This window comes from Paraburkholderia sp. BL6665CI2N2, assembly GCF_004366535.1.
Taxonomy (GTDB): Bacteria; Pseudomonadota; Gammaproteobacteria; order Burkholderiales; family Burkholderiaceae; genus Paraburkholderia.
In genome coordinates, this window is the sequence record NZ_SORC01000001.1 from 6301037 (window position 1) to 6320407 (window position 19371).

General features: G+C 63.0%; 19 protein-coding genes. 8 read left to right on the forward strand and 11 right to left on the reverse strand.

Annotated features, from left to right (window positions below; genetic code table 11):
* The first annotated feature begins 1 nt into the window (after nucleotide 1).
* Nucleotides 2–430 carry a type IV pilin protein gene (locus B0G81_RS28370; protein WP_134139807.1) on the forward strand — a complete coding sequence of 143 codons (429 nt, stop codon included), beginning with the start codon at nucleotides 2–4 and terminating at the stop codon, nucleotides 428–430.
* A gap of 48 nt (nucleotides 431–478) precedes the next feature.
* Here B0G81_RS28370 and B0G81_RS28375 read toward each other — a convergent pair whose 3' ends face one another.
* From B0G81_RS28375 to B0G81_RS43835, 4 genes are all read right to left on the reverse strand, one after another.
* A complete protein-coding gene (locus tag B0G81_RS28375) occupies nucleotides 479–958 on the reverse strand; it encodes a DUF3318 domain-containing protein (RefSeq protein WP_134139815.1) in 480 nt (159 codons plus the stop codon).
* A gap of 120 nt (nucleotides 959–1078) precedes the next feature.
* Complete coding sequence (locus B0G81_RS28380; RefSeq protein ID WP_106284466.1) at nucleotides 1079–1465, reverse strand: phage holin family protein; 387 nt, start codon at nucleotides 1463–1465, stop codon at nucleotides 1079–1081.
* Between the two features lie 132 nt (nucleotides 1466–1597).
* The gene (locus tag B0G81_RS28385; RefSeq protein WP_011486909.1) at nucleotides 1598–1900 is read right to left on the reverse strand and encodes a DUF883 family protein; all 303 of its coding nucleotides are present in this window, start codon (nucleotides 1898–1900) and stop codon (nucleotides 1598–1600) included.
* 18 nt (nucleotides 1901–1918) lie between these two features.
* Nucleotides 1919–2155: a hypothetical protein gene (locus B0G81_RS43835; protein WP_166679070.1), complete on the reverse strand. Its 237-nt coding sequence runs from the start codon at nucleotides 2153–2155 to the stop codon at nucleotides 1919–1921.
* A gap of 87 nt (nucleotides 2156–2242) precedes the next feature.
* Here B0G81_RS43835 and B0G81_RS28390 point away from each other — a divergent pair, with 87 nt between their 5' ends.
* On the forward strand, nucleotides 2243–2881 hold the full coding sequence (locus B0G81_RS28390) for a peroxiredoxin (protein ID WP_106284465.1): 639 nt from the start codon (nucleotides 2243–2245) through the stop codon (nucleotides 2879–2881).
* A 150-nt stretch (nucleotides 2882–3031) separates the two neighbouring features.
* On the opposite strand, the gene B0G81_RS28395 is transcribed toward B0G81_RS28390, so the two are convergent.
* Nucleotides 3032–4222, reverse strand: a complete 1191-nt coding sequence (locus B0G81_RS28395; protein ID WP_134139818.1) for an acyl-CoA dehydrogenase — start codon at nucleotides 4220–4222, stop codon at nucleotides 3032–3034.
* 104 nt (nucleotides 4223–4326) lie between these two features.
* Here B0G81_RS28395 and B0G81_RS28400 point away from each other — a divergent pair, with 104 nt between their 5' ends.
* Nucleotides 4327–5112 (forward strand): IclR family transcriptional regulator, encoded by a 786-nt coding sequence (locus tag B0G81_RS28400; RefSeq protein WP_134139821.1) that lies wholly within the window; start codon nucleotides 4327–4329, stop codon nucleotides 5110–5112.
* A 40-nt stretch (nucleotides 5113–5152) separates the two neighbouring features.
* Here the strand turns inward: B0G81_RS28400 and B0G81_RS28405 are convergent, their stop codons facing one another.
* Nucleotides 5153–5986: an EAL domain-containing protein gene (locus B0G81_RS28405; protein WP_106284462.1), complete on the reverse strand. Its 834-nt coding sequence runs from the start codon at nucleotides 5984–5986 to the stop codon at nucleotides 5153–5155.
* Nucleotides 5987–6342: 356 nt separating this feature from the next.
* On the opposite strand from B0G81_RS28405, the gene B0G81_RS28410 reads away from it, so the two are divergent.
* The 3 genes from B0G81_RS28410 to fahA are packed head-to-tail and all read left to right on the forward strand — an operon-like array spanning nucleotide 6343 to nucleotide 10395.
* Nucleotides 6343–7707: an MFS transporter gene (locus B0G81_RS28410; RefSeq protein WP_134139823.1), complete on the forward strand. Its 1365-nt coding sequence runs from the start codon at nucleotides 6343–6345 to the stop codon at nucleotides 7705–7707.
* A 34-nt stretch (nucleotides 7708–7741) separates the two neighbouring features.
* Nucleotides 7742–9088, forward strand: coding sequence for a homogentisate 1,2-dioxygenase (gene hmgA / locus B0G81_RS28415; protein ID WP_134139825.1), 1347 nt, complete (start codon nucleotides 7742–7744; stop codon nucleotides 9086–9088).
* Nucleotides 9085–10395 (forward strand): fumarylacetoacetase, encoded by a 1311-nt coding sequence (gene fahA, locus B0G81_RS28420; RefSeq protein ID WP_134139828.1) that lies wholly within the window; start codon nucleotides 9085–9087, stop codon nucleotides 10393–10395. The genes hmgA and fahA overlap by 4 nt, the downstream gene beginning before the upstream one ends.
* Before the next feature lie 145 nt (nucleotides 10396–10540).
* On the opposite strand, the gene B0G81_RS28425 is transcribed toward fahA, so the two are convergent.
* From B0G81_RS28425 to B0G81_RS28440, 4 genes are all read right to left on the reverse strand, one after another.
* Nucleotides 10541–11809, reverse strand: coding sequence for an IS256 family transposase (locus B0G81_RS28425; RefSeq protein WP_106285464.1), 1269 nt, complete (start codon nucleotides 11807–11809; stop codon nucleotides 10541–10543).
* A gap of 214 nt (nucleotides 11810–12023) precedes the next feature.
* Entirely contained in the window at nucleotides 12024–13184 is a 1161-nt protein-coding gene (locus B0G81_RS28430) for an MFS transporter (protein WP_134139833.1), read from the reverse strand.
* Between the two features lie 73 nt (nucleotides 13185–13257).
* Nucleotides 13258–14424 (reverse strand): MFS transporter, encoded by a 1167-nt coding sequence (locus B0G81_RS28435; protein WP_134139835.1) that lies wholly within the window; start codon nucleotides 14422–14424, stop codon nucleotides 13258–13260.
* A 185-nt stretch (nucleotides 14425–14609) separates the two neighbouring features.
* Entirely contained in the window at nucleotides 14610–15455 is an 846-nt protein-coding gene (locus tag B0G81_RS28440; protein ID WP_134139838.1) for a crotonase/enoyl-CoA hydratase family protein, read from the reverse strand.
* A 92-nt stretch (nucleotides 15456–15547) separates the two neighbouring features.
* On the opposite strand from B0G81_RS28440, the gene B0G81_RS28445 reads away from it, so the two are divergent.
* Entirely contained in the window at nucleotides 15548–16162 is a 615-nt protein-coding gene (locus tag B0G81_RS28445; RefSeq protein ID WP_134139843.1) for a hypothetical protein, read from the forward strand.
* Here the strand turns inward: B0G81_RS28445 and B0G81_RS28450 are convergent.
* Entirely contained in the window at nucleotides 16159–17157 is a 999-nt protein-coding gene (locus tag B0G81_RS28450) for a 2-hydroxyacid dehydrogenase (RefSeq protein ID WP_134139845.1), read from the reverse strand. The genes B0G81_RS28445 and B0G81_RS28450 overlap by 4 nt on opposite strands.
* A gap of 528 nt (nucleotides 17158–17685) precedes the next feature.
* Here B0G81_RS28450 and aspT point away from each other — a divergent pair.
* Nucleotides 17686–19368 (forward strand): aspartate-alanine antiporter, encoded by a 1683-nt coding sequence (gene aspT / locus B0G81_RS28455; protein ID WP_134139848.1) that lies wholly within the window; start codon nucleotides 17686–17688, stop codon nucleotides 19366–19368.
* The last annotated feature ends 3 nt before the right edge of the window (nucleotides 19369–19371 follow it).

Consider the following 19371-nt stretch of genomic DNA (forward strand, 5'->3'; position numbering starts at 1 on the left):
CATGAAGTCGCATGCATCCGGATTCACGCTGCTCGAGTTGATGATCACCTTGGCGATCGCCGCCACGCTGGCCGTCTTTGCCGTGCCTTCGTATCGCAGCCATGTTGCGCGAACCCATCGAATCGACGCGGCGTCCGCGCTCTATCGGGCGGCTCAATTCATTGAAGGAGCAGCAAACGACAACGCACCAACATTGCCCCCGGGCCTCGATCAGGCGCCGCAATTCGGCACGGCTGTCTATCGCCTGCACGTACTGCCTGCGGACGATGCAAACGGTGGCTATGCGATCGAGGCAACGCCGAGTGAAGCCGGGCCGATGCACGACGACACGTGCGGCATTTTCACGCTCGATGCGACAGGACTGCGTGGCAACAAACCCGCGGCAACCGCCTCGACAGCCGCCAGCGGCGACTGCTGGAATACGAGCTAGCAAACCGAACCGAGCTGAACCGAGGCGGAACGCCGCGCGGTGTTTCCCTCAGTCTCGACTATCCGCCGACTCAACGTTGCCGCCCGATGACGCCGCTGAATCCCGCTTCATCTGCTGCCAGATCCGATAGGCTTCCCACGCGGCAAGCCCAACGCTGCCCCACTTGAGCACCGGTTTGGCGCCGGCTACGACGGTTGTGCGCAGCGGCTTGGCAAGCACGATCGAGGCGATCGAACTGATAAGCGGATACTGCTTGAGGAGGGCGCCGACGCTGCCCGCGTTAAGAAAACTCGCCTTCGAGCCTTTACCAACGCGCATGCCGCCGAAGCCCGGCAAAATGAATTTGAGCCAGCTGAAGTGCGTGACCGCTTGCCGCAACTCGATGGTCGCCTGAGCGAGTTCCATGCGCTCGACGTCCGCGCGGACCAGCAGCAACTCCTTGCGCAGTGCGCGCAAATGCGGTGCGCTCAGATCTTTGGCCTGGTGGCGCTTGTTACGGAACGCGGTATCGGAATGGATCTGGCTCATGGCGTGTCGACGGCAGTGAAGGTGGAGCAACGGAACGGCGCTGCAATTCGCGCAAGGCTGTTAGGCAAGACGCAGAACCAAAGACGCGAGGCGCGATGTCACGCCGCAGCGTCTTCCGGGTCACGGTTTGCGGAACACGTCGCGGTCTTTTTCAAACTCTGCGAGGGTCGCCTCGAACACCATTGGCGCGTTGCGCAAACCACTGCGCGCTTTCAGCGCACAGGCTAATCCCGCGATCGCGTAGACCGCGGTGATGCCTGCCAGCGCCTGCCAGCGGTAGGTGTCCCAGAACGCGATGGCGATCAGCGCAGTCAGCGCGATCAAGGCCATGGTGGCGAGCATCATCGCGGCAAGGCCGAGGAACAGTACGGCGAGCAAACGGTCCTTTTCTTCGGCGAGTTCGATGCCGACCAGTTCCAGCCGCGTCTGCAGAATGGCAAACACGGAACCGATTATGCGGCGCAACGGACTATGTTCTCCGCGCTGCGATTGTGTTTCGATCGTCATGGCTGTGGGCGTTGCGCGTGAAGGTCTAACCGGCGCGCGCGCGCGCCAGAAGAAGCGGACCGGTAAGGCGTGCGCCGGTCAACTCGGTTCGCTGGTGCGCCGGACGAAAACCGCCCGGCGGCATCGCCAGTGTTATTTGCGGTTGATCAATAGCCCAAGCAGCACACCGGCGCCGGCGGCAATGCCGATGGATGCCCACGGATGCTCGTGCACGTAGTCGTCCGTGGCGCGGGCCGCCTTCTTGCCTTTTTCGACCACCACGACCTGAACGTCGGCCGCCTTTTCCCTCGCTTGTTTCAGGCGCGTCAGCGCCGTTTCCCGCAATTCGGAAGCGCGCTCGCCGGTGGCGCTCGCGGCCTGTTTCAGCAGATCTTCAGCGTCCGCGAGGACGGTTTTGATATCCGACATCAATCTCTCCTTGTTGATTTCCGACATTGACAGCTCCCCTTCGTCTCACGCCACGCGTGAATCGTAACCAAAGAAACGGCCGCTGGCGAGCACAGGGCCCGGTTGGTTGGCAAGATCGCACGAACCGTTCCCGCTTGAAGCATAGCCACAAACAACGCCGTCGCCACACAACGTGTAGACGAAGTTTGCTTGAGATGGAGTTGATCTGTCCCGCAAAGTTTCCTCCAAATCGGTGAAAATTACAAAAACGCATAAAGTAGTGACGCGATGTTGGTTCGTCATACACCGTCACTTCCGTATGCTTTATCGTTGCGGGGCGCCGCGCGTGAACGCTCGCGCGGCAATGTCCAAACCTACAGGAGATGCACAATGAGTCTACGTCTTGGCGATATCGCACCGGATTTCGAGCAGCAGTCGAGTGTCGGCCCGATCAAATTCCACGAATGGCTGGGCGATAGTTGGGGCGTGTTGTTCTCGCATCCGGCCGACTTCACACCGGTCTGCACGACCGAACTCGGCTTGACCGCCAAGCTGGCCGACGAGTTCGACAAGCGCAATGTGAAGACCATCGCGTTGTCGGTCGACAGCGCCGAGTCGCACAAAGAGTGGATCAAAGACATTAACGAGACTCAAGCCGCCAGCGTCGGCTTCCCGATTCTCGCGGACGGCGATCGCAAGGTTGCCGAGCTGTACGACATGATTCATCCGAACGCCAATGAGACGCTCACGGTGCGTTCGCTGTTCGTGATCGACCCGAAGAAGAAGGTGCGTCTGATCATTACCTATCCGGCGAGCACTGGCCGCAACTTCGACGAAGTACTGCGCGTGATCGATTCGCTGCAACTCACCGACAGCCACTCGGTCGCCACGCCGGGCAACTGGAAGCAGGGCGATGACGTGGTTATCGTCCCGTCGCTGAAGGACGAGGAAGTTATCAAGCAGAAATTCCCGAAGGGCTACAAGGCGCTGCGTCCGTATCTGCGCATGACGCCGCAGCCGAACAAGTAAGCGGCTGATGCGCTACGAAGCGAGCCACTAACCGCGGCACGCCGGGTCGAATGAAAAAAAGCCAGTTCACGAGTGAACTGGCTTTTTTATCGTGCTGCGCAAACCCGCGGCAATCGGAGCAACCCGCGCGATTCGCGCTTCAGAAAACCTTCAGAAAAAAGCCTGAATGCCGGTTTGCGCGCGCCCCAGAATCAGCGCATGAATGTCGTGCGTGCCTTCATAGGTGTTCACCACTTCCAGATTCACCAGATGCCGCGCGATGCCGAACTCGTCCGAGATGCCGTTGCCGCCGAGCATGTCGCGCGCGAGCCGTGCAATGTCCAGCGCCTTGCCGCATGAATTGCGCTTCATGATCGAGGTGATCTCGACGGCCGCGGTGCCTTCGTCCTTCATGCGGCCGAGACGCAGCACGCCTTGCAGACCGAGCGTGATTTCGGTCTGCATGTCAGCGAGCTTCTTCTGGATCAACTGGTTCGCGGCAAGCGGCCGGCCGAACTGCTTGCGATCCAGCACGTACTGACGCGCGGTGTGCCAGCATGATTCAGCCGCACCGAGCGCGCCCCAGGCGATGCCATAGCGCGCGGAATTCAGGCACGTGAAGGGGCCGCGCAAGCCGCTGACTTCGGGGAAACGGTTCTCCTCCGGCACGAACACTTCGTCGAGCACGATCTCGCCGGTGATCGACGCGCGCAGACCCACCTTGCTGTGGATGGTGGGCGCCGACAGTCCCTTCCAGCCCTTCTCGAGAATGAAGCCGCGGATCGCGTCCTTGCCGTTTTCCTCGAGCTTCGCCCACACGACGAACACGTCGGCGATCGGCGAATTGGTGATCCACATCTTCGAGCCCGACAACGAATAGCCGCCGTCGACCTTCTTGGCCCGCGTGACCATGCTGCCCGGATCGGAGCCGTGATTCGGCTCCGTCAAGCCGAAGCAGCCGATCCATTCGCCGGTGGCGAGCTTCGGCAGGTATTTCTGTTTCTGCGCTTCCGAGCCGAATTCATAGATCGGCACCATGACCAGCGACGACTGCACGGACATCATCGACCGATAGCCGGAATCCACGCGTTCCACTTCACGCGCGATCAAGCCGTACGCCACGTAGTTCAGACCGGGGCCGCCGTATTGCTCAGGAATGGTCGGGCCGAGCAGGCCGAGTTCGCCCATCTCGCGAAAGATCTCGATGTCGGTCTTCTCATGACGGAACGCTTCGAGCACGCGCGGCTGCAGCTTGTCTTGCGAGTAAGCCGCGGCGGCGTCGCGCACCATGCGTTCGTCTTCGGTGAGCTGCTGATCCAGCAGCAACGGGTCTTCCCAGTGAAACTGCGCGGCCTCGGCCATGGCTTATCTCCTGATTCCTTGCTTGACGGAAACGTGTTTGCGCTTGACTTGAGTTCCGCTATGCGAAACAATGTTTTGCAAACCACGTCCGAGTGTATCACCCCATGACGCCGACATCTACTCTCTCCGAATCGCTCGACGAGCGCAAATTTGTCGTCGCGCTGGCACGCGGGCTGGATTTGTTGCGCGCGTTCAAGCCGGGCGAAACGATGCTCGGCAATCGCGATTTCGTCGAACGCACGGGTTTGCCGAAGGCGACCGTCAACCGTCTTGCCTACACGCTGACCGTGCTCGGTTATCTGCGTCTCGACGAAACGCTGGGCAAATACGCGCTCGACGCCGGCGTGTTGTCGCTCGGTTTCGCGCTGCTCTCGGGTACGGACACGCTCGAACTCGCGCGCCCGCACATGCGCGTATTCGCACGCGACGTAGGCGCGGCAGTTTCGCTCGGTTGCCGCGACGGGCTCGACATGATTTATCTGGAGACGATCCGCAGCGAAACCGCGTTGACGCTCGGGCTGGCATCCGGTTCGAAACTGTCTATGCTGACGAGTTCGATGGGCCGCGCCTATCTGGCCGTGCAACCGCTCGACGTGCGCGCCGCGTTATTGGCGGAATTGAAAAAGGCGGCCGGCAAGGCAGGCGCCGAACTGGTCGCCGACGCCGAGCAGGAAATCGCCGCCTTCGCCGAGCAGCGTTGCTGCTACTCGTTCCGCGCGTGGCATGACGACGTCAACGCGGTGGCGGTGCCGTTTCGCGAGCCGCGCGAAGGGCGCTGGCTGGTGCTGAGTTGCAGCGGGCCGGCTTCGTCGATGGGAGAGGATGTGTTTCGTGACAACGTCGCGCCACGGCTCTTGGCGCTTGCGCGGCGTTTAGGCGATACCGGTTGAAGTGGGCGGCGCGTGTCAACGCACCGGGCCAACCCGCAACTCAAACGGCCCGGTCGTGATAATGCGCATTGAACAATGGCCCTTGCACGAAGCGCACGTCGTACTGCTGCAACGCCTCGAACTGCGCTTCATCCACCACACGGTTGAAGATCAGCGGAATTCGCAACCGGCCTGCATAACCCACTAACGGTTTAACGGTGGCATCGCGCAAAGCGGTCCCTGCATCCATCTTGAGAAAGTCGAGCCGCGCTGTCTCCGACACCGACAGAATCTGCCCCGCGTTGGACAGATTGCCCGCCACCTTGAAGCCGTAGTGCTGGTAGCTCTTGGTCAGATAGCCGAGAAAAGTCTTGTGCGCGACCGCCGCTGCGGGCAACTCGATCACCACCCGCGACGGGTTCAATCCGAACGACACCAGCACGCTCGAAAAATGCCGCCCGTGGTCGTACTTCACGCTCTTGAGCAGCCGCTCGTGCACGCGCAGAAAGAGCAGCCCATGCCGCTGGGCGCCAAAGAAATTGATGGCGTGCAGCGCACGCGACATGCGGTCGAGCGCGACCAACTCCTGATCGTCGGCGATGCGGTCGAACGGATCGAACACGTCGAACGGCGCCGCGTCGACCTGGTGCGTGACGGCCTGGAAGCCAAGTTCATCGCCGAAACGGTCCACGCCCTCGACCCCCGACGAAAGCGACTGCGCCAACGCATGCACGCTGATATCGAAGATCGGCTCATACGCGCTGGCGAGTTCGAACCCGTCGAATTGCGCCAGCGCGACGTCGTGATGCAGGCCTTGCCCCATCACCAGATGCTCGCCAAGAAACGGATGGTCGGCGGAGCGGGCAATGAGGTTGGGGATGGTCGGCGGGATCATGTAGACGTATGGATGGCGATAGTGAGGCGCTCGGCGCGGGGCAACGCGACGCGATTGCCGCATTCATTGATGGTAGCAGTCCGCACCGTGCTTACATGAACAAATTGCTCATAACGTTATCCGCCGAACGCTTGTGCCGACGCGCGGTCCGGGGATTTCGGGCGGCGTTTCAGGGTTTACGTTGATTTCACTATTCGTAACTAGTTTTACTATACGTAAATTGCAATGCGGTTGTGATGGCGGATAGGTCATGTCGTCCGCGCAGTTCATGCGCCGATCACAGACGCTTGCGGGCGGTGTTCAATCCCGCTGCCACCAACGAACGTTCCATCCAGTCAGCATCAGGAGACGACCCAATGAGCGCGAACCCGGCCGCGGCCGCCGTCAATGTGATCGAGGTCGAGCACGTGCTCGGCGAAACGCATCACCCGGCATTCCAGTTGCTTCTGCTCGCGCTATGCGGGTTGTGCCTCGTGATCGACGGTTTCGACGCGCAGGCGATGGGCTACGTCGCGCCGAGCGTGATCGGCGAATGGCACGTGTCGAAGGCGGCGCTCGGTCCGGTGTTCAGCGCGAGCCTGTTCGGCATGCTGCTCGGCGCGCTCGGGCTGTCGGTGCTGGCGGACCGCATCGGGCGCCGTCCGGTGCTGATCGGTTCGACCTTCTTCTTCGCGCTGTCGATGCTGGCCACGCCCTTCGTCACCACGATTCCCGCTTTGATCGCGCTGCGCTTCATCACCGGTCTCGGGCTCGGCTGCATCATGCCGAACGCGATGGCGCTGGTGGGTGAATTCTCGACCCCCGCGCATCGCGTCAAGCGCATGATGCTGGTGTCGTGCGGCTTCACGCTGGGCGCGGCGCTCGGCGGGTTCATCAGCGCAGCGCTGATTCCGGCTTATGGCTGGCGCGCGGTGTTCTGGGTGGGCGGCGCGGTGCCGCTGTTACTCGCGTTGGCAATGCTTGTTGCGTTGCCGGAGTCGCTGCAATTCCTCGTTCTCAAAGGACGCAGCGAGCGTGCATTGCGTTGGCTCGCGAAGTTCAACCCGGCGCTGCCGATCGACGCGAACACGCGCCTCGTCGTGTGTGAAAAGGGTAACGGCGGCGCGCCGGTCGCCGAACTGTTCCGCGCCGGCCGCGGTCCGGTCACCTTGATTTTGTGGGCGATCAGCTTCATGAACCTGATCGATCTGTACTTTCTGTCGAACTGGCTGCCTACCGTGATGCGCGATGCCGGCTATTCGCCGAGCACGGCGGTGATCGTCGGAACCGTGTTGCAGACGGGCGGCGTGGTCGGCACCTTGCTGCTCGGCTGGTTCATCGAACGGTTTGGTTTTGTGCGCGTGCTGTTCGTGTGTTTCGCGGGCGCGGCGCTGGCGGTCGGCACGATCGGCACCGTGGCGCATGCGTTGCCGTGGCTGTTGCTGGTGGTGTTCGCGGGCGGCTTCTGCGTGGTCGGCGGACAACCGGCGGTCAATGCGCTGGCCGGTCATTTTTATCCGACCGCGCTGCGTTCGACAGGCATAGGCTGGAGCCTCGGCATCGGCCGGATCGGCTCGGTGATCGGACCGCTGATCGGCGGTCAATTGATCGCACTGAACTGGTCGAACGCCGCGCTGTTCCATGCGGCGGCCCTGCCGGTGCTGTGCTCCGCGCTGCTGGTGATCGCGCTGGCCGCCGCCACACGCGAACGCGGCCGGCCGTCCGAGCCGCGGACCGCATGAAATGACGAGATCGAGTATCAACGGAGAACCTAGCATGGATACCCAAACCCGTACGCCGCACACAGGCAACTCGCGGCTCGAAATCGAGCCCGGTTATCAGTCGGGCTTCGCAAACGAATTCGCCACGGAGGCCTTGCCGGGTGCGTTGCCGCAAGGCCGCAATTCGCCGCAGCGCGCGGCTTATGGGCTATATGCCGAACAACTGTCGGGCACGGCCTTCACCGCGCCGCGTGGCCATAATCGCCGTTCGTGGTTGTACCGGATTCGTCCGGCGGCGGTGCATATGCCGTTCACGCAACTGCCTTCGGAGCGGCTCGTCGCGAACTTTGCCGAGGTGCCGCCGACGCCGCCCAACCAGTTGCGCTGGGACGCGTTGCCGATGCCGGCCGAGCCGACCGACTTCATCGACGGCTGGGTGACGATGGCGGGCAACGGCGCGGCGGAATCGATGAGCGGCTGCGCGATCCACCTGTACGCGGCGAACCGCTCGATGCAGGACCGCTTCTTCTATACCGCCGACGGCGAATTGCTGATCGTGCCGCAGGAAGGACGTCTGCACATCGCGACCGAGCTTGGCAAGCTCGACGTCGAGCCATTCGAAATCGCGGTGATTCCGCGCGGCGTGCGCTTCGCGGTGAGCCTGCCGGATGGCGTGGCGCGCGGCTACATCTGCGAGAACTTCGGGGCGTTGTTCCGTCTGCCGGATCTTGGTCCGATCGGCTCGAACGGCCTCGCCAATCCGCGTGATTTCCTCACGCCGCACGCGGCCTATGAAGACCGTGAGGGCGACTTCGAACTGGTCGCCAAGATGAACGGCAACCTGTGGCGCGCGGACATCGGCCACTCGCCGCTCGACGTGGTCGCGTGGCACGGCAACTACGCGCCGTACAAGTACGATCTGCGCCGCTTCAACACGATCGGCTCGATCAGCTTCGACCATCCGGATCCGTCGATCTTCCTCGTGCTGCAATCGCAAACCGATACGACGGGCGTCGATAGCATTGACTTCGTGATTTTCCCGCCGCGCTGGCTTGCCGCCGAAGATACGTTCCGCCCGCCATGGTTCCATCGCAACGTGGCGAGCGAGTTCATGGGCCTCGTGCACGGCGTGTACGACGCCAAGGCCGAAGGCTTTGTGCCGGGCGGCGCGAGCCTGCATAACTGCATGTCGGGTCATGGCCCGGATGCGGAGACGTTCGAGAAAGCCTCGCACAGCGATACGTCGACGCCGAAGAAAGTCGGCGACACGATGGCCTTCATGTTCGAAACCCGCACGCTGATCAAGCCGACGCGCTTCGCGCTCGAAACCGCGCAATTGCAGGCGCATTACTACGAGTGCTGGCAAGGTCTCACGAAACATTTCAACCCGGAGCAACGATGAACGCATTGAGCGATCTTCAGGCGACGCTCGATCCGTCGCGCAAGAGTTGGGTCGAGTCGGCCAACGATTCGGCCAATGACTTTTCGATTCAGAACCTGCCGTTCGGTATTTTTAGCGACGACCTGAATGCGACGCGCCGCGTAGGCGTCGCGATCGGCGGCAGCATCGTCGACCTGGCCGCGCTCGAAAGCGCGGGTCTGTTGAGCGTGCCTTCGTCGAATGCCGGCGACAGCGTGTTCGTGCGCGACGCGCTGAACGATTTCATCGCACTCGGTCGTGACGCATGGCGCGGCGTGCGCATTCAGCTGAGCAAGCTGCTGTCACGCGATAACGCGACGTTGCGCGACGACGCCGAATTGCGTAGCCGCGCGCTGATCCGCCAGGCCGATGCGCAATTGCATCTACCGGTGCAGATTCCAGGCTACACCGATTTCTATTCGTCGAAGGAGCACGCGACGAACGTCGGCTCGATGTTCCGCGATCCTAAGAATGCGCTGCTGCCGAACTGGTCGGAGATGCCGATCGGTTACAACGGACGCGCGTCGTCGGTGGTGGTGAGCGGCACGCCGGTGCGTCGTCCTAATGGGCAGTTGAAGTTGCCGGATCAGGATCGTCCTGTGTTCGACGCGTGTCGCAAGCTGGATATCGAACTGGAAACCGGCTTCGTAATCGGCGCGGGCAATGCATTGGGTGAGCCGGTGGCGTGCGCGGATGCCGAAGCGCATATCTTCGGTATGGTGCTGTTGAATGACTGGAGCGCGCGCGATATCCAGCAGTGGGAATACGTGCCGCTCGGACCGTTCAATTCGAAGACCTTCGCGACCACGATCTCGCCGTGGATCGTGACGCTCGACGCGCTCGAACCGTTCCGCGTTGCGCAGCCGGCGCAGGAACCGCAGCCGCTCGCGTATCTGCGTCATCAAGGCGACCATGCGTTCGATATCACGCTGGAAGTGACGCTGCGCCCGCAGCAGGCGAAAGAGGCGAGCACGATCTCGCGAACCAACTTCAAGCACATGTACTGGACGATGGCGCAGCAGCTCGCGCATCACACGGTATCGGGCTGCAATACGCGCGTGGGCGATCTGATGGGCTCGGGCACGATCAGCGGATCGACGGAGGATTCGTTCGGCAGCCTGCTGGAGTTGACGTGGAACGGCAAGAACCCGCTGGAGTTGCAGGAAGGCGGCACGCGCAGTTTTATCGAAGACGGCGATGAGTTGACGCTCGCCGGTTGGTGCCAGGGTGAGGGTTATCGTGTCGGTTTCGGCGCGTGTGTCGGGGAGATTCTGCCGGCGTTGAAGTAAGGCTGTTATAGCGGGCGAGGCGCCGCAACGTGCATAACAAAAACGGGGAAGCCACAAGCAATGGCTTCCCCGTTTTGTTTTTCACGCGTCATCTTGCGCGGCGGGAGGTGTCAGAAATTTCGTGTGCTGAGGCCGGTTAAAAATCTCAGCTGATGGCGGCGGTGAATCGCTCACCGAACAGAATGGCGAACTGATTGACAGCTTGCCGCCAGGTGATAGGCGGCATCTTCCAATCCTTTTCAATGTTGCGCAAGGCCAGATACAGCAGTTTGCTGGCGGCTTCGTCGCTCGGGAAGTGGCCACGATTCTTGACGATCTTGCGCAACTGCATGTGCATGCTCTCGATGGCGTTGGTCGTATAAACGATTCGACGCACCTCGTGAGGATAGGCAAAGAAGGGAATCACCTGCTCCCATTGGCGTTGCCACATGGCCGGGACGGTAGGGAATTTGCGACCCCATTCGCTTTGCGCAAAGGCCTCGAGCGCCGCGGCCGCCGCTTCAGCCGAGGCGGCCTGATAGATCGGCCTGAGCGCGGTAGCCAGCGGCTTACGGTCCTTCCAGCTCGCCAGATTCAGCGAATTACGGATCAGATGCACGATGCAGGTCTGGATCTGCGCGGCCGGAAACACCGCCTCGATGGCCTCCGGGAACCCACGCAGGCCGTCGACCACCGCAATCAGGATGTCGTGCAAACCGCGATTCTTCAACTCGTTGAAAACCTTCAGCCAGAACTTGGCGCCTTCGGTTTGTTCGATCCACAAGCCCAGCACTTCCTTGCGGCCGTCAGCCCGAATGCCCAGCGCCAGGTACACCGCCTTGTTCCTGACCGTGCCCTCGTCGCGGATCTTCAGTCGAAGTGCGTCGAAATACACAATCGGATACATCGCCTCGAGCGGGCGTTGTTGCCACTGCTCGACCTCAGCCAGCACCTCGTCGGTGACCGTGGAAATCAGATCGGGCGACACTTCCAGGCCGTACAGCTCCAGCAGGTGAGCCTGGATCTCGCGTACGCTCATGCCGCGCGCGTACATGCTGATGACGTGGTCGTCGAATCCCGCCAGCCGGCGCTGGTACTTGCCGACCAGTTGCGGCTCGAACGTCGCCTGCCGGTCTCGCGGGATATCCAGCGTCAGTTCGCCGTTGGGTGTGAGCACTGTCTTGCGGCTCGTACCGTTGCGGTGGTTGCCGGCGCTGCCTTGCTCCGCCTCGCTCTCCAGGTGATGCGTCAGCTCCGCGGCCAACATGCGCTCAGCCAGTTGCTTCTTCAGTTGCCCGGCCAGGCCCGATTCCCCGAGAACCGACTCGGCGTTCCTGTTCTGCACCTGCGCCAGCAGTTGATCGATCAGCTCATCGGGGAACAGCTTCGGCGCCTTCGGGTTCTTGCTCTTCTTGGTCACTGTTGTTTCGGTCATTGGACGTTATTTCCGTTATCGTCTCATGACCTCGACACACTAAAAATCTGACAGGCTCGCGCGGCGCCAGAGTCTGTTGATCGACCCGCGATGCGCGATCCGCACTCGCGCCTCTCTCCAAGCCGCAACGACAAACGCCAAATCAGCGGGGAGCAGCACGTCCGCCGTCGCATCGTTGCCGGCGCCGCGGCGCCGCACCAAGGTCAGCAGCCGATCAACCCGCAATCCGCACCGGCACCCGCCGTCTCTCCCACCAAACCGCCACCAGAAATGCCAACGCTGCGACGAGCAGCACACCGACCATCGCGTCATTCCCGACGCCCTTCATCAGCGCACCAGCCGCCAGCGGCCCACCGAAACTCGCCGCGCTCCACGACGCGCCCACCAGCGAACTCGCCGAGACCAGCGCGACACCGCGAAAGCGTTCACCACAGGCAACCAGCGACAGCGTATAAATCGCGCCCGCCGCCGCGCCGAGCACATACAGTAGTGGCCAGCACAGCCACGGTGAGGTGATCGCCCACGGCAGCAAGGGCAGCAGCGCGACAACGATCACACCGCAACCGATATGCACGCGTTCACGTCCGAGCCGGTCAGCCAGCCAGCCGATCGGGAATTGCATTGTAGTATCGCCGAGCAGCAGTGCCGACGCGAACAGCACGGCCACCTCGCTCGTGATGCCGTGCGACATCGCGAAGAGCGGCAGCAGCGAGAGCGCGATCGTGTCGAACAACGCGAAGAAGCCGGTGCCGATCGCGAGCGCCGGCATCAGCGGCAAAACATGACGCCAACTGCCGTGCGCCGCGTGCTCATCCTCGGACGCTTGCGGGGTCTTGCGAATCGTGGCGAGCATCGGCAGTGCCAGCAGAAAGATCGCGCCGCAAATCAGGAAGCGCCATTGCGTGAAGCCGGCGATCTGACTCACCAGCACCGGACCGGCCATCTGGAACAGCGTGAAGTTGGTCGCGTAAATGGCGATGACGCGGCCGCGCGTGGCATCGTCGGCCAATTGATTGACCCAGGCTTCGCCGATCGTGAAGAGGAGCATCAACGCGGCGCCGCACAGCACGCGCAGCACGGCCCACAGCCACAGGTTCGAGGTGAGTTGCATCAGCGCGGTGGCGAACGCCACCACCAGCACGGCGCCGACGATCACCTGGCGGCCGCCGAAACGCGCCGCGATCCATCCCGCGAGCGGCACGATGACGAGCCCACCGCCCGCTTGCGCGGCGCTCAGCAGGCCGACCACATCGGTGCCGTAGCCGGCTTGCGTGAGCGCGAGGGCGGTGAGGGGAAGCGTCGCGCCGCTGCCGAGTCCGACGACGGCGACGCTCAGGATCAAAGCGAGGAAATCGCGAGTGAAGATGACTTTCATCGGCCGAGATGCTACTACGGCCGTGAGTCAACCGCACCTGTGCGCGGCTTGGGAGGAGTGCGGAGAAGGGCGCTTAGCCCGCCATCGCCATGCGTTGTGCGCGCCGGTCGATTGACACCGACCACAGCGTCAGCACCAGCGCGCCGATCGACGTCGCCACGCCGACCCACGGCAGTGTCGTGAGCGGAGCGCCCGCGCCGATCGCCATGCCGCCGAGCCAGGCGCCCGTCGCATTGCCGAGGTTGAAGGCGCCTTGATTCAACGTTGAAGCCAGATTCGGCGCATGGCTCGCGCGGTCGACGATCAGCATTTGCAGCGGCGGCACGATCGCGAAGGCCAGAATGCCCCACACGAAAATCGTGATCATTGCCGGGATCTCCGCATGCATGGTGCCGGCGAAGATGGTCAGAATCACGACGATCGCCAACAGGAACGCCACCAGCGAAGGCATCAGCCGCCAGTCGGCGAGCTTGCCACCGAGCGTGCTGCCCACCGTCAGGCCGAGGCCGAACAGCAGCAGTACAAGCGTGACCGCGTGCGGCGTAAAGCCGGTCACGTCTTCGAGAATCGGCGTGATGTACGTGAAGGTGGAAAAGAGGCTCGCCGACGCGAGCACGCTGATGCCGAGCACCATCAGCACCTGCGGGTTCTTCAGCACGCTGAATTCGCGCACGAGGCTAGCCTTCTGCATTTCGATCTTCGCCGGCAGGCACACGGCGAGCGCGGCCGCCGCGACGACGCCGATACCCGTCACCGCCCAGAACGTGGCACGCCAGCCCACCGCCTGGCCGAGCGCGGTGCCGAGCGGCACGCCCAGCACGTTGGCAAGCGTGAGGCCCGTGAACATCAACGCGATGGCTTGCGCGCGGCGGTTCGGCGCGACGAGGCCGGCGGCCACCACGGAGCCGATGCCGAAGAACGCGCCATGGCAGAACGCCGTCACGATGCGTGCGGCCATCAGCACCGCGTAGCCCGGCGCCACCGCGCACAGGAGATTGCCGACGATGAACACGCCGATCAGGCTCATCAGCGCCTTCTTGCGCGGCATGTTGGCGACCGCGATGGCGACGATCGGCGCGCCGATGGTCACGCCGAGCGCATACGCCGACACCAGCATGCCGGCCGCCGGGATCGACACGGACAGGTCGCGCGCGACGTCGGGCAACAACCCCATGATTACGAATTCGGTGGTACCGATTCCAAACGCGGCAACGGCGAGGGCAAGCAGAGGTAAAGGCATCGTGAAGGAGCGCGAATCGGCGCGACAGGAGGCGTCGCGCGGCCGGCGCGCGTTTTCGGGGCGAAAACGCGTGCGCCGTACAGGGGTAAAACAGTAGGGGATTCTACCTAAGTCAAAACGGGCTTGCTGATCGTCAATGCCGGTGTTGTTTTTTGCTGATAGGTGCGCCGGCCCTCGTCGCGTGTCTAATGTTTGCCGCCGCTGCCGTCTCCGCTACCGCCGTCGCCGCGTCGCGTCTCGTCATGACGACCGGCGCCGCTGGTGAATTGCGCCGCGCCCGCCACGCCTTCGTCGAAAACCGCCTGGTAGCCGCCGGCGCCTTCGCGGCGCAATGCTTCGACGAGATCGTCGAGCACGCTGTTTTCCAGCACCGAACGACGATCGGCGAGCAACGCAGCCTGCGGAAATGCAGCCAGTTCGGCGGCCAGCTGTTCGGCCGCCGCGCGTGCGGTGCCTTTCGGTACGACGCGATTGGCGAGGCCGAAGCTGAGCGCTTCCTGCGCGTTCACCGCGCGGCCGGTCAGGATCAGGTCCAGCGCACGTGACAGTCCGATCAAGCGCGGTAAGCGGATCGTACCGCCATCGATCAGCGGAATTCCGACGCGCCGGCAGAATACGCCGAGCACCGCGTCGTCCTCGACGACTCTGAGATCGCACAGCGCCGCCAGCTCCAGTCCGCCCGCCACCGCATAGCCGGCAATCGCGGCAATCACCGGCTTGCTGAAGCTCGTCCGAGTCGGTCCCATCGGACCCGGGCCGCTGCCGTCGGCGTGCAGCTCGTTGCGTCGAGTGTCGTCGGCGAGAGCGGTCAGGTCCGCGCCCGCGCAAAAGGTGCCGCCCGCGCCGAACAGCACCGCCGCGCGCCACGCGGGCTCCGCCTCGAAGCGGGCAAACGCGGCGCTCAGCGCCTCGGCGACAGGACGATCCACAGCATTTCGACGCGCCGGACGCTCAAGGACGATCGTGGCCACGCCGATATCCCGATCAGCTTCGATGCGCACGTGGTCATTGAAATTTTGCGTGGTTATCATCGTTGTCACCGTAGAAGTCATCAGCGTCTGCCCGCTTGTTGCGGGGTTGTGAGCAGTGTGCTCATGCAGAGTAATTAATACCGTGGCCTGTCATGCTTCTTACACAATCGGCTCGTAGCGTAAGCGCTCTCCTAACGCGCTGGCGCCTGTTCGCCAGCTTATCGAGCCTGCCTTTGCCCTTGTCCAATTCATCGTCAGCCGCCGCGCCGGCTTGTGCCGAAACGGTCTGGACCGTGCCTCTGCAAGAGCATCCATGGTACGACCATGTGCGCCTGAAACGCGTATTCGTCACGGACGGCACGCGGCATCAGGTCGTACTCGTCGACGTGCGTAAGCTGCTCGCGTGCGCCGATCGCGACAATACCGATTACGTGCTGAAGCCGGTCGCCGAATGGCATTCGGGCAAGGTGCGCGGCATTCGCGAGTTTCTCGATCCGGAGAATCCGCGTATTCCGCAGATGCCGTACGTGACCATCTCGACGCGTCGCGCGCCGGGTGTGCTGGGCTGGTTCGGACTGGAACGCGAAGGCGTGGTGGCGTTTCGCAACGGCCAGCATCGTGCGCGCTATCTTGCCGATGCGGGCGCGCGCTGGTTTCCGGTCGAAGTGCACGAGCGCGAGGCGACCTTGCTGCGCGAACTCTGCGGCGCCGCGGACGACGCGCGCACCGTGGTCCGCGCGACGCCGCTGAACACCGGCGGCGTCTAGGCAGGCGCGCGCACCACATTGCGCGGCGTGCCGGCCTGCCACGCCGCGACGTTGTCCAGCGTGGTCAGGGCGATCTCGTTCATCGCCTCGCGCGTGAAGAACGCCTGATGCGCGGTGACGATCACGTTCGGGAACATCAACAGACGCGCAAGCACATCGTCCTGCAACGGCAGGTTCGAGTGATCCTCGAAGAACAGGCCTCCTTCTTCCTCGTACACATCGAGCCCGAGGTGGCCGAGTCGGCCATCTTTCAGGGCGCCAATCAGCGCATTGCTTTCGACGAGGCCGCCACGGCCGGTATTGATCAGCATCGCGCCGCGCTTCATCTTGGCGAGCGCGGGGCCGTCGATGAGATGGTACGTGTCCGGCACCAGTGGGCAATGCAGGCTGACCACGTCGGCTTCGGCGAGCAGCGTGTCGAGCGGCACGTAGCGCGCGCCGAGCGCGAGCAGGTCGTCGGCGGGCTTGCCGGGATCGTAGGCGAGCACCTGCATGCCGAAGCCCGCCATGATGCGCCCGAATACGCGGCCGATCATGCCGGTGCCGATCACACCCACGGTCTTGCCATGCAGGTCGAAACCGAGCAGACCGTGCAGCGAAAAGTCGCCTTCGCGCGTGCGTGCGACGGCGCGCGGCAGCCGCCGGTTCAGCGCAAGAATCAAGCCGACCGCATGTTCGGCCACTGCGTGCGGCGAATAGGCCGGCACCCGCGCGACCGGGATGCCGAGACGCTCGGCCGCGGCCAGATCGACGTGATTGAAGCCCGCCGAACGCAGCGCGATCATGCGCGTGCCGCCGGCATGAAGCCGCTCCAGTACCGCCGCGTCGACGTTGTCGTTGACGAACGGACACACCACGTCGTAGCCCTGCGCGAGAATGGCCGTCCCGCTGTCGAGGTGCGACTCCTGGCAGTGCAGTTCATAGCGATGCGTGGCATTGGCTTCGGTGAACGTGTCGCGGTCGTATTGGCGGCTGCTGAACAGGATCATGCGCATGTGGACTCCGAAGAATGCGTGCCGGCGCTAATAGAGAAACGGACTCAGGGCGCGGCGGACGAGCGCTCCAGTATAGGTTAGCCATGCGGACGCACTGCATTGCAATCCATCCGCGTTTGCTAAAAATCATTCTTTTGCGAAGTCAAACGAAACGCGAGTTAAAAAATAATATTGACAGCCACACAAAATTACAATATTTATTAAAAAAGCGGTTCCAAAAATGCATGTTCACTCATGCTGTAATAAATTGGCCATCAGCAGACGATGTCTTTTTCAAGGCGCAAGGCAACTTCGCGAGGAAAGAGTGACTGTCGAGCTATCGGAAGACCGTTTCAATGCGTGCCGCTGCAGTGCGGCAAATCAGCTCGGGCGCGACGCGCGTCATTTTACTGCCATAAATTAAATTTTCACTCAATCGCGATGCTGATTGAGTGATGCGTGCGTCAAATCGCGACGAATTAATTCACTCGAGTTCTTCAAGTGGTTATTCAGTCTCCTGCTAATAAACCCGTCAATGGGCGAGTCAACATGATCGGTGAATTGCTGAGATCTCAGCCGGAGATCGCGCTGTTCGCAAGTCTCGCAATTGGATATTTCATTGGTTCGTTCCGCATCGGTCCGATTCAGCTCGGCGGCGTGTGCGGCACGCTGATCGTCGCGTTGCTGTTAGGCCAGACCGGCGCGCGCATCGCCCCCGATCTGAAGAACATCGCTTTCGCGCTGTTCATCTTCGCGCTGGGCTTTACCGGCGGGCCGCAGTTCTTTGCCAACATTGGCCGCGGCTGGCGCTATGGGTTGCTGTCGGTGGTCGAGATCGTGTCGGTGCTGGTGCTGATCATGATCGCGGTGGCCGTCATGCGGCTCGATGCCGGCACTGCGGCCGGTCTGCTGGCCGGCGCCGCGACGGAATCCGCCGTGATCGGCACGGCGTCCGAGGCGATCGCCAAGCTCGGCTTCGGCGACGCGGAAACGGTACGCCTGCAGGCCAATATCGTGACCGCGTACAGCGTGAGCTACCTGTTCGGCCTGATCACCGTCGTGCTTTTTACGAGCCAGTTCGCGCCGCTGCTGCTGCGCGTCAATCTGCGCGACGAAGCCGAGCGCGTGTGGCGCAAGCTCGGCGGCGAAGGCTCGTTCGGCGAGGGTCAGCGCGCGGCAGCGCCCGCGCTGGTGGGGCGGGCGTTTCTCGTCGGCGCGGCGGCTGGCGCGACGATCCGGGCGTTCGAACAGCAGTACGGCTTCAACCTGACAGTCGAGCGCGTGCGGCGCAACGGCGCGAACCTGCCGGCCGAACCGCAACTGACCCTCGCGCCCCACGACGTCATTCTGCTGGCGGGGCGGCGTGAAGCGATCGTGGCGGCCGCCGCCAGTCTCGGCGACGAAGTGGGCGGCGCGGACTTCGGCCTCGTGATCGCCGAACAGGTCGATGTGGTGCTGACGCGCCGCGATCTGCATGGCCGGACCATCGCTCAGGTGCGCGAACAGGCCACGCCGGAAAACGGCCGGGGCATCTACATCGCGGCGGTCACGCGGCTCGAAACCACGGTGCCGGCGCTGCCCGGCACCGAACTGAACCGCGGCGACGTACTGACGCTGGTGGGCGCCAAGGCCGATGTCGAACGCGGTGCGCAGCGTTTGGGCTACATGCTCGTCGCGACGCAGAAGACCGACTTCGTCTATCTGGCTCTGGGCGTGCTGGTCGGTATGGCGATCGGCCATCTTGGCGGACGGGTGGGCGGCGTCTCGGTCGCGCTCGGCACCGGTGGCGGTTGTTTGCTGTCGGGGCTGCTGTTCGGCTGGATCCGTTCGCGGTATCCGCTGATCGGTTCGCTGCCTTCGGCGGCCGCGCAAATCCTCAAGGACTTCGGTCTCGCCACTTTCATCGCGGCAGTCGGGCTGTCGGCGGGACCGGACGCCATCAAACTGGTGCGTGAATACGGTCTCGCGTTGCCGGTGGCCGGGATTCTGATGGTGCTCGTGCCGGGACTGCTGTCGTTATGGATCGGCCGCATGTTCCTCAAGCTCGAGGCGCCCATGCTGCTCGGCGCGATTGCGGGCCAGCAATGCAGCACGCCCGCGATCAGCGCACTCGTGGGCGTCACGGGAAATTCCACACCCGTGATCGGCTACACGATCACGTATGCACTCTCGAACATTCTGTTGCCGCTGATGGGGCCGGTCGTAGTCGGCCTCGCCGGGAAATTCCATTAGGCG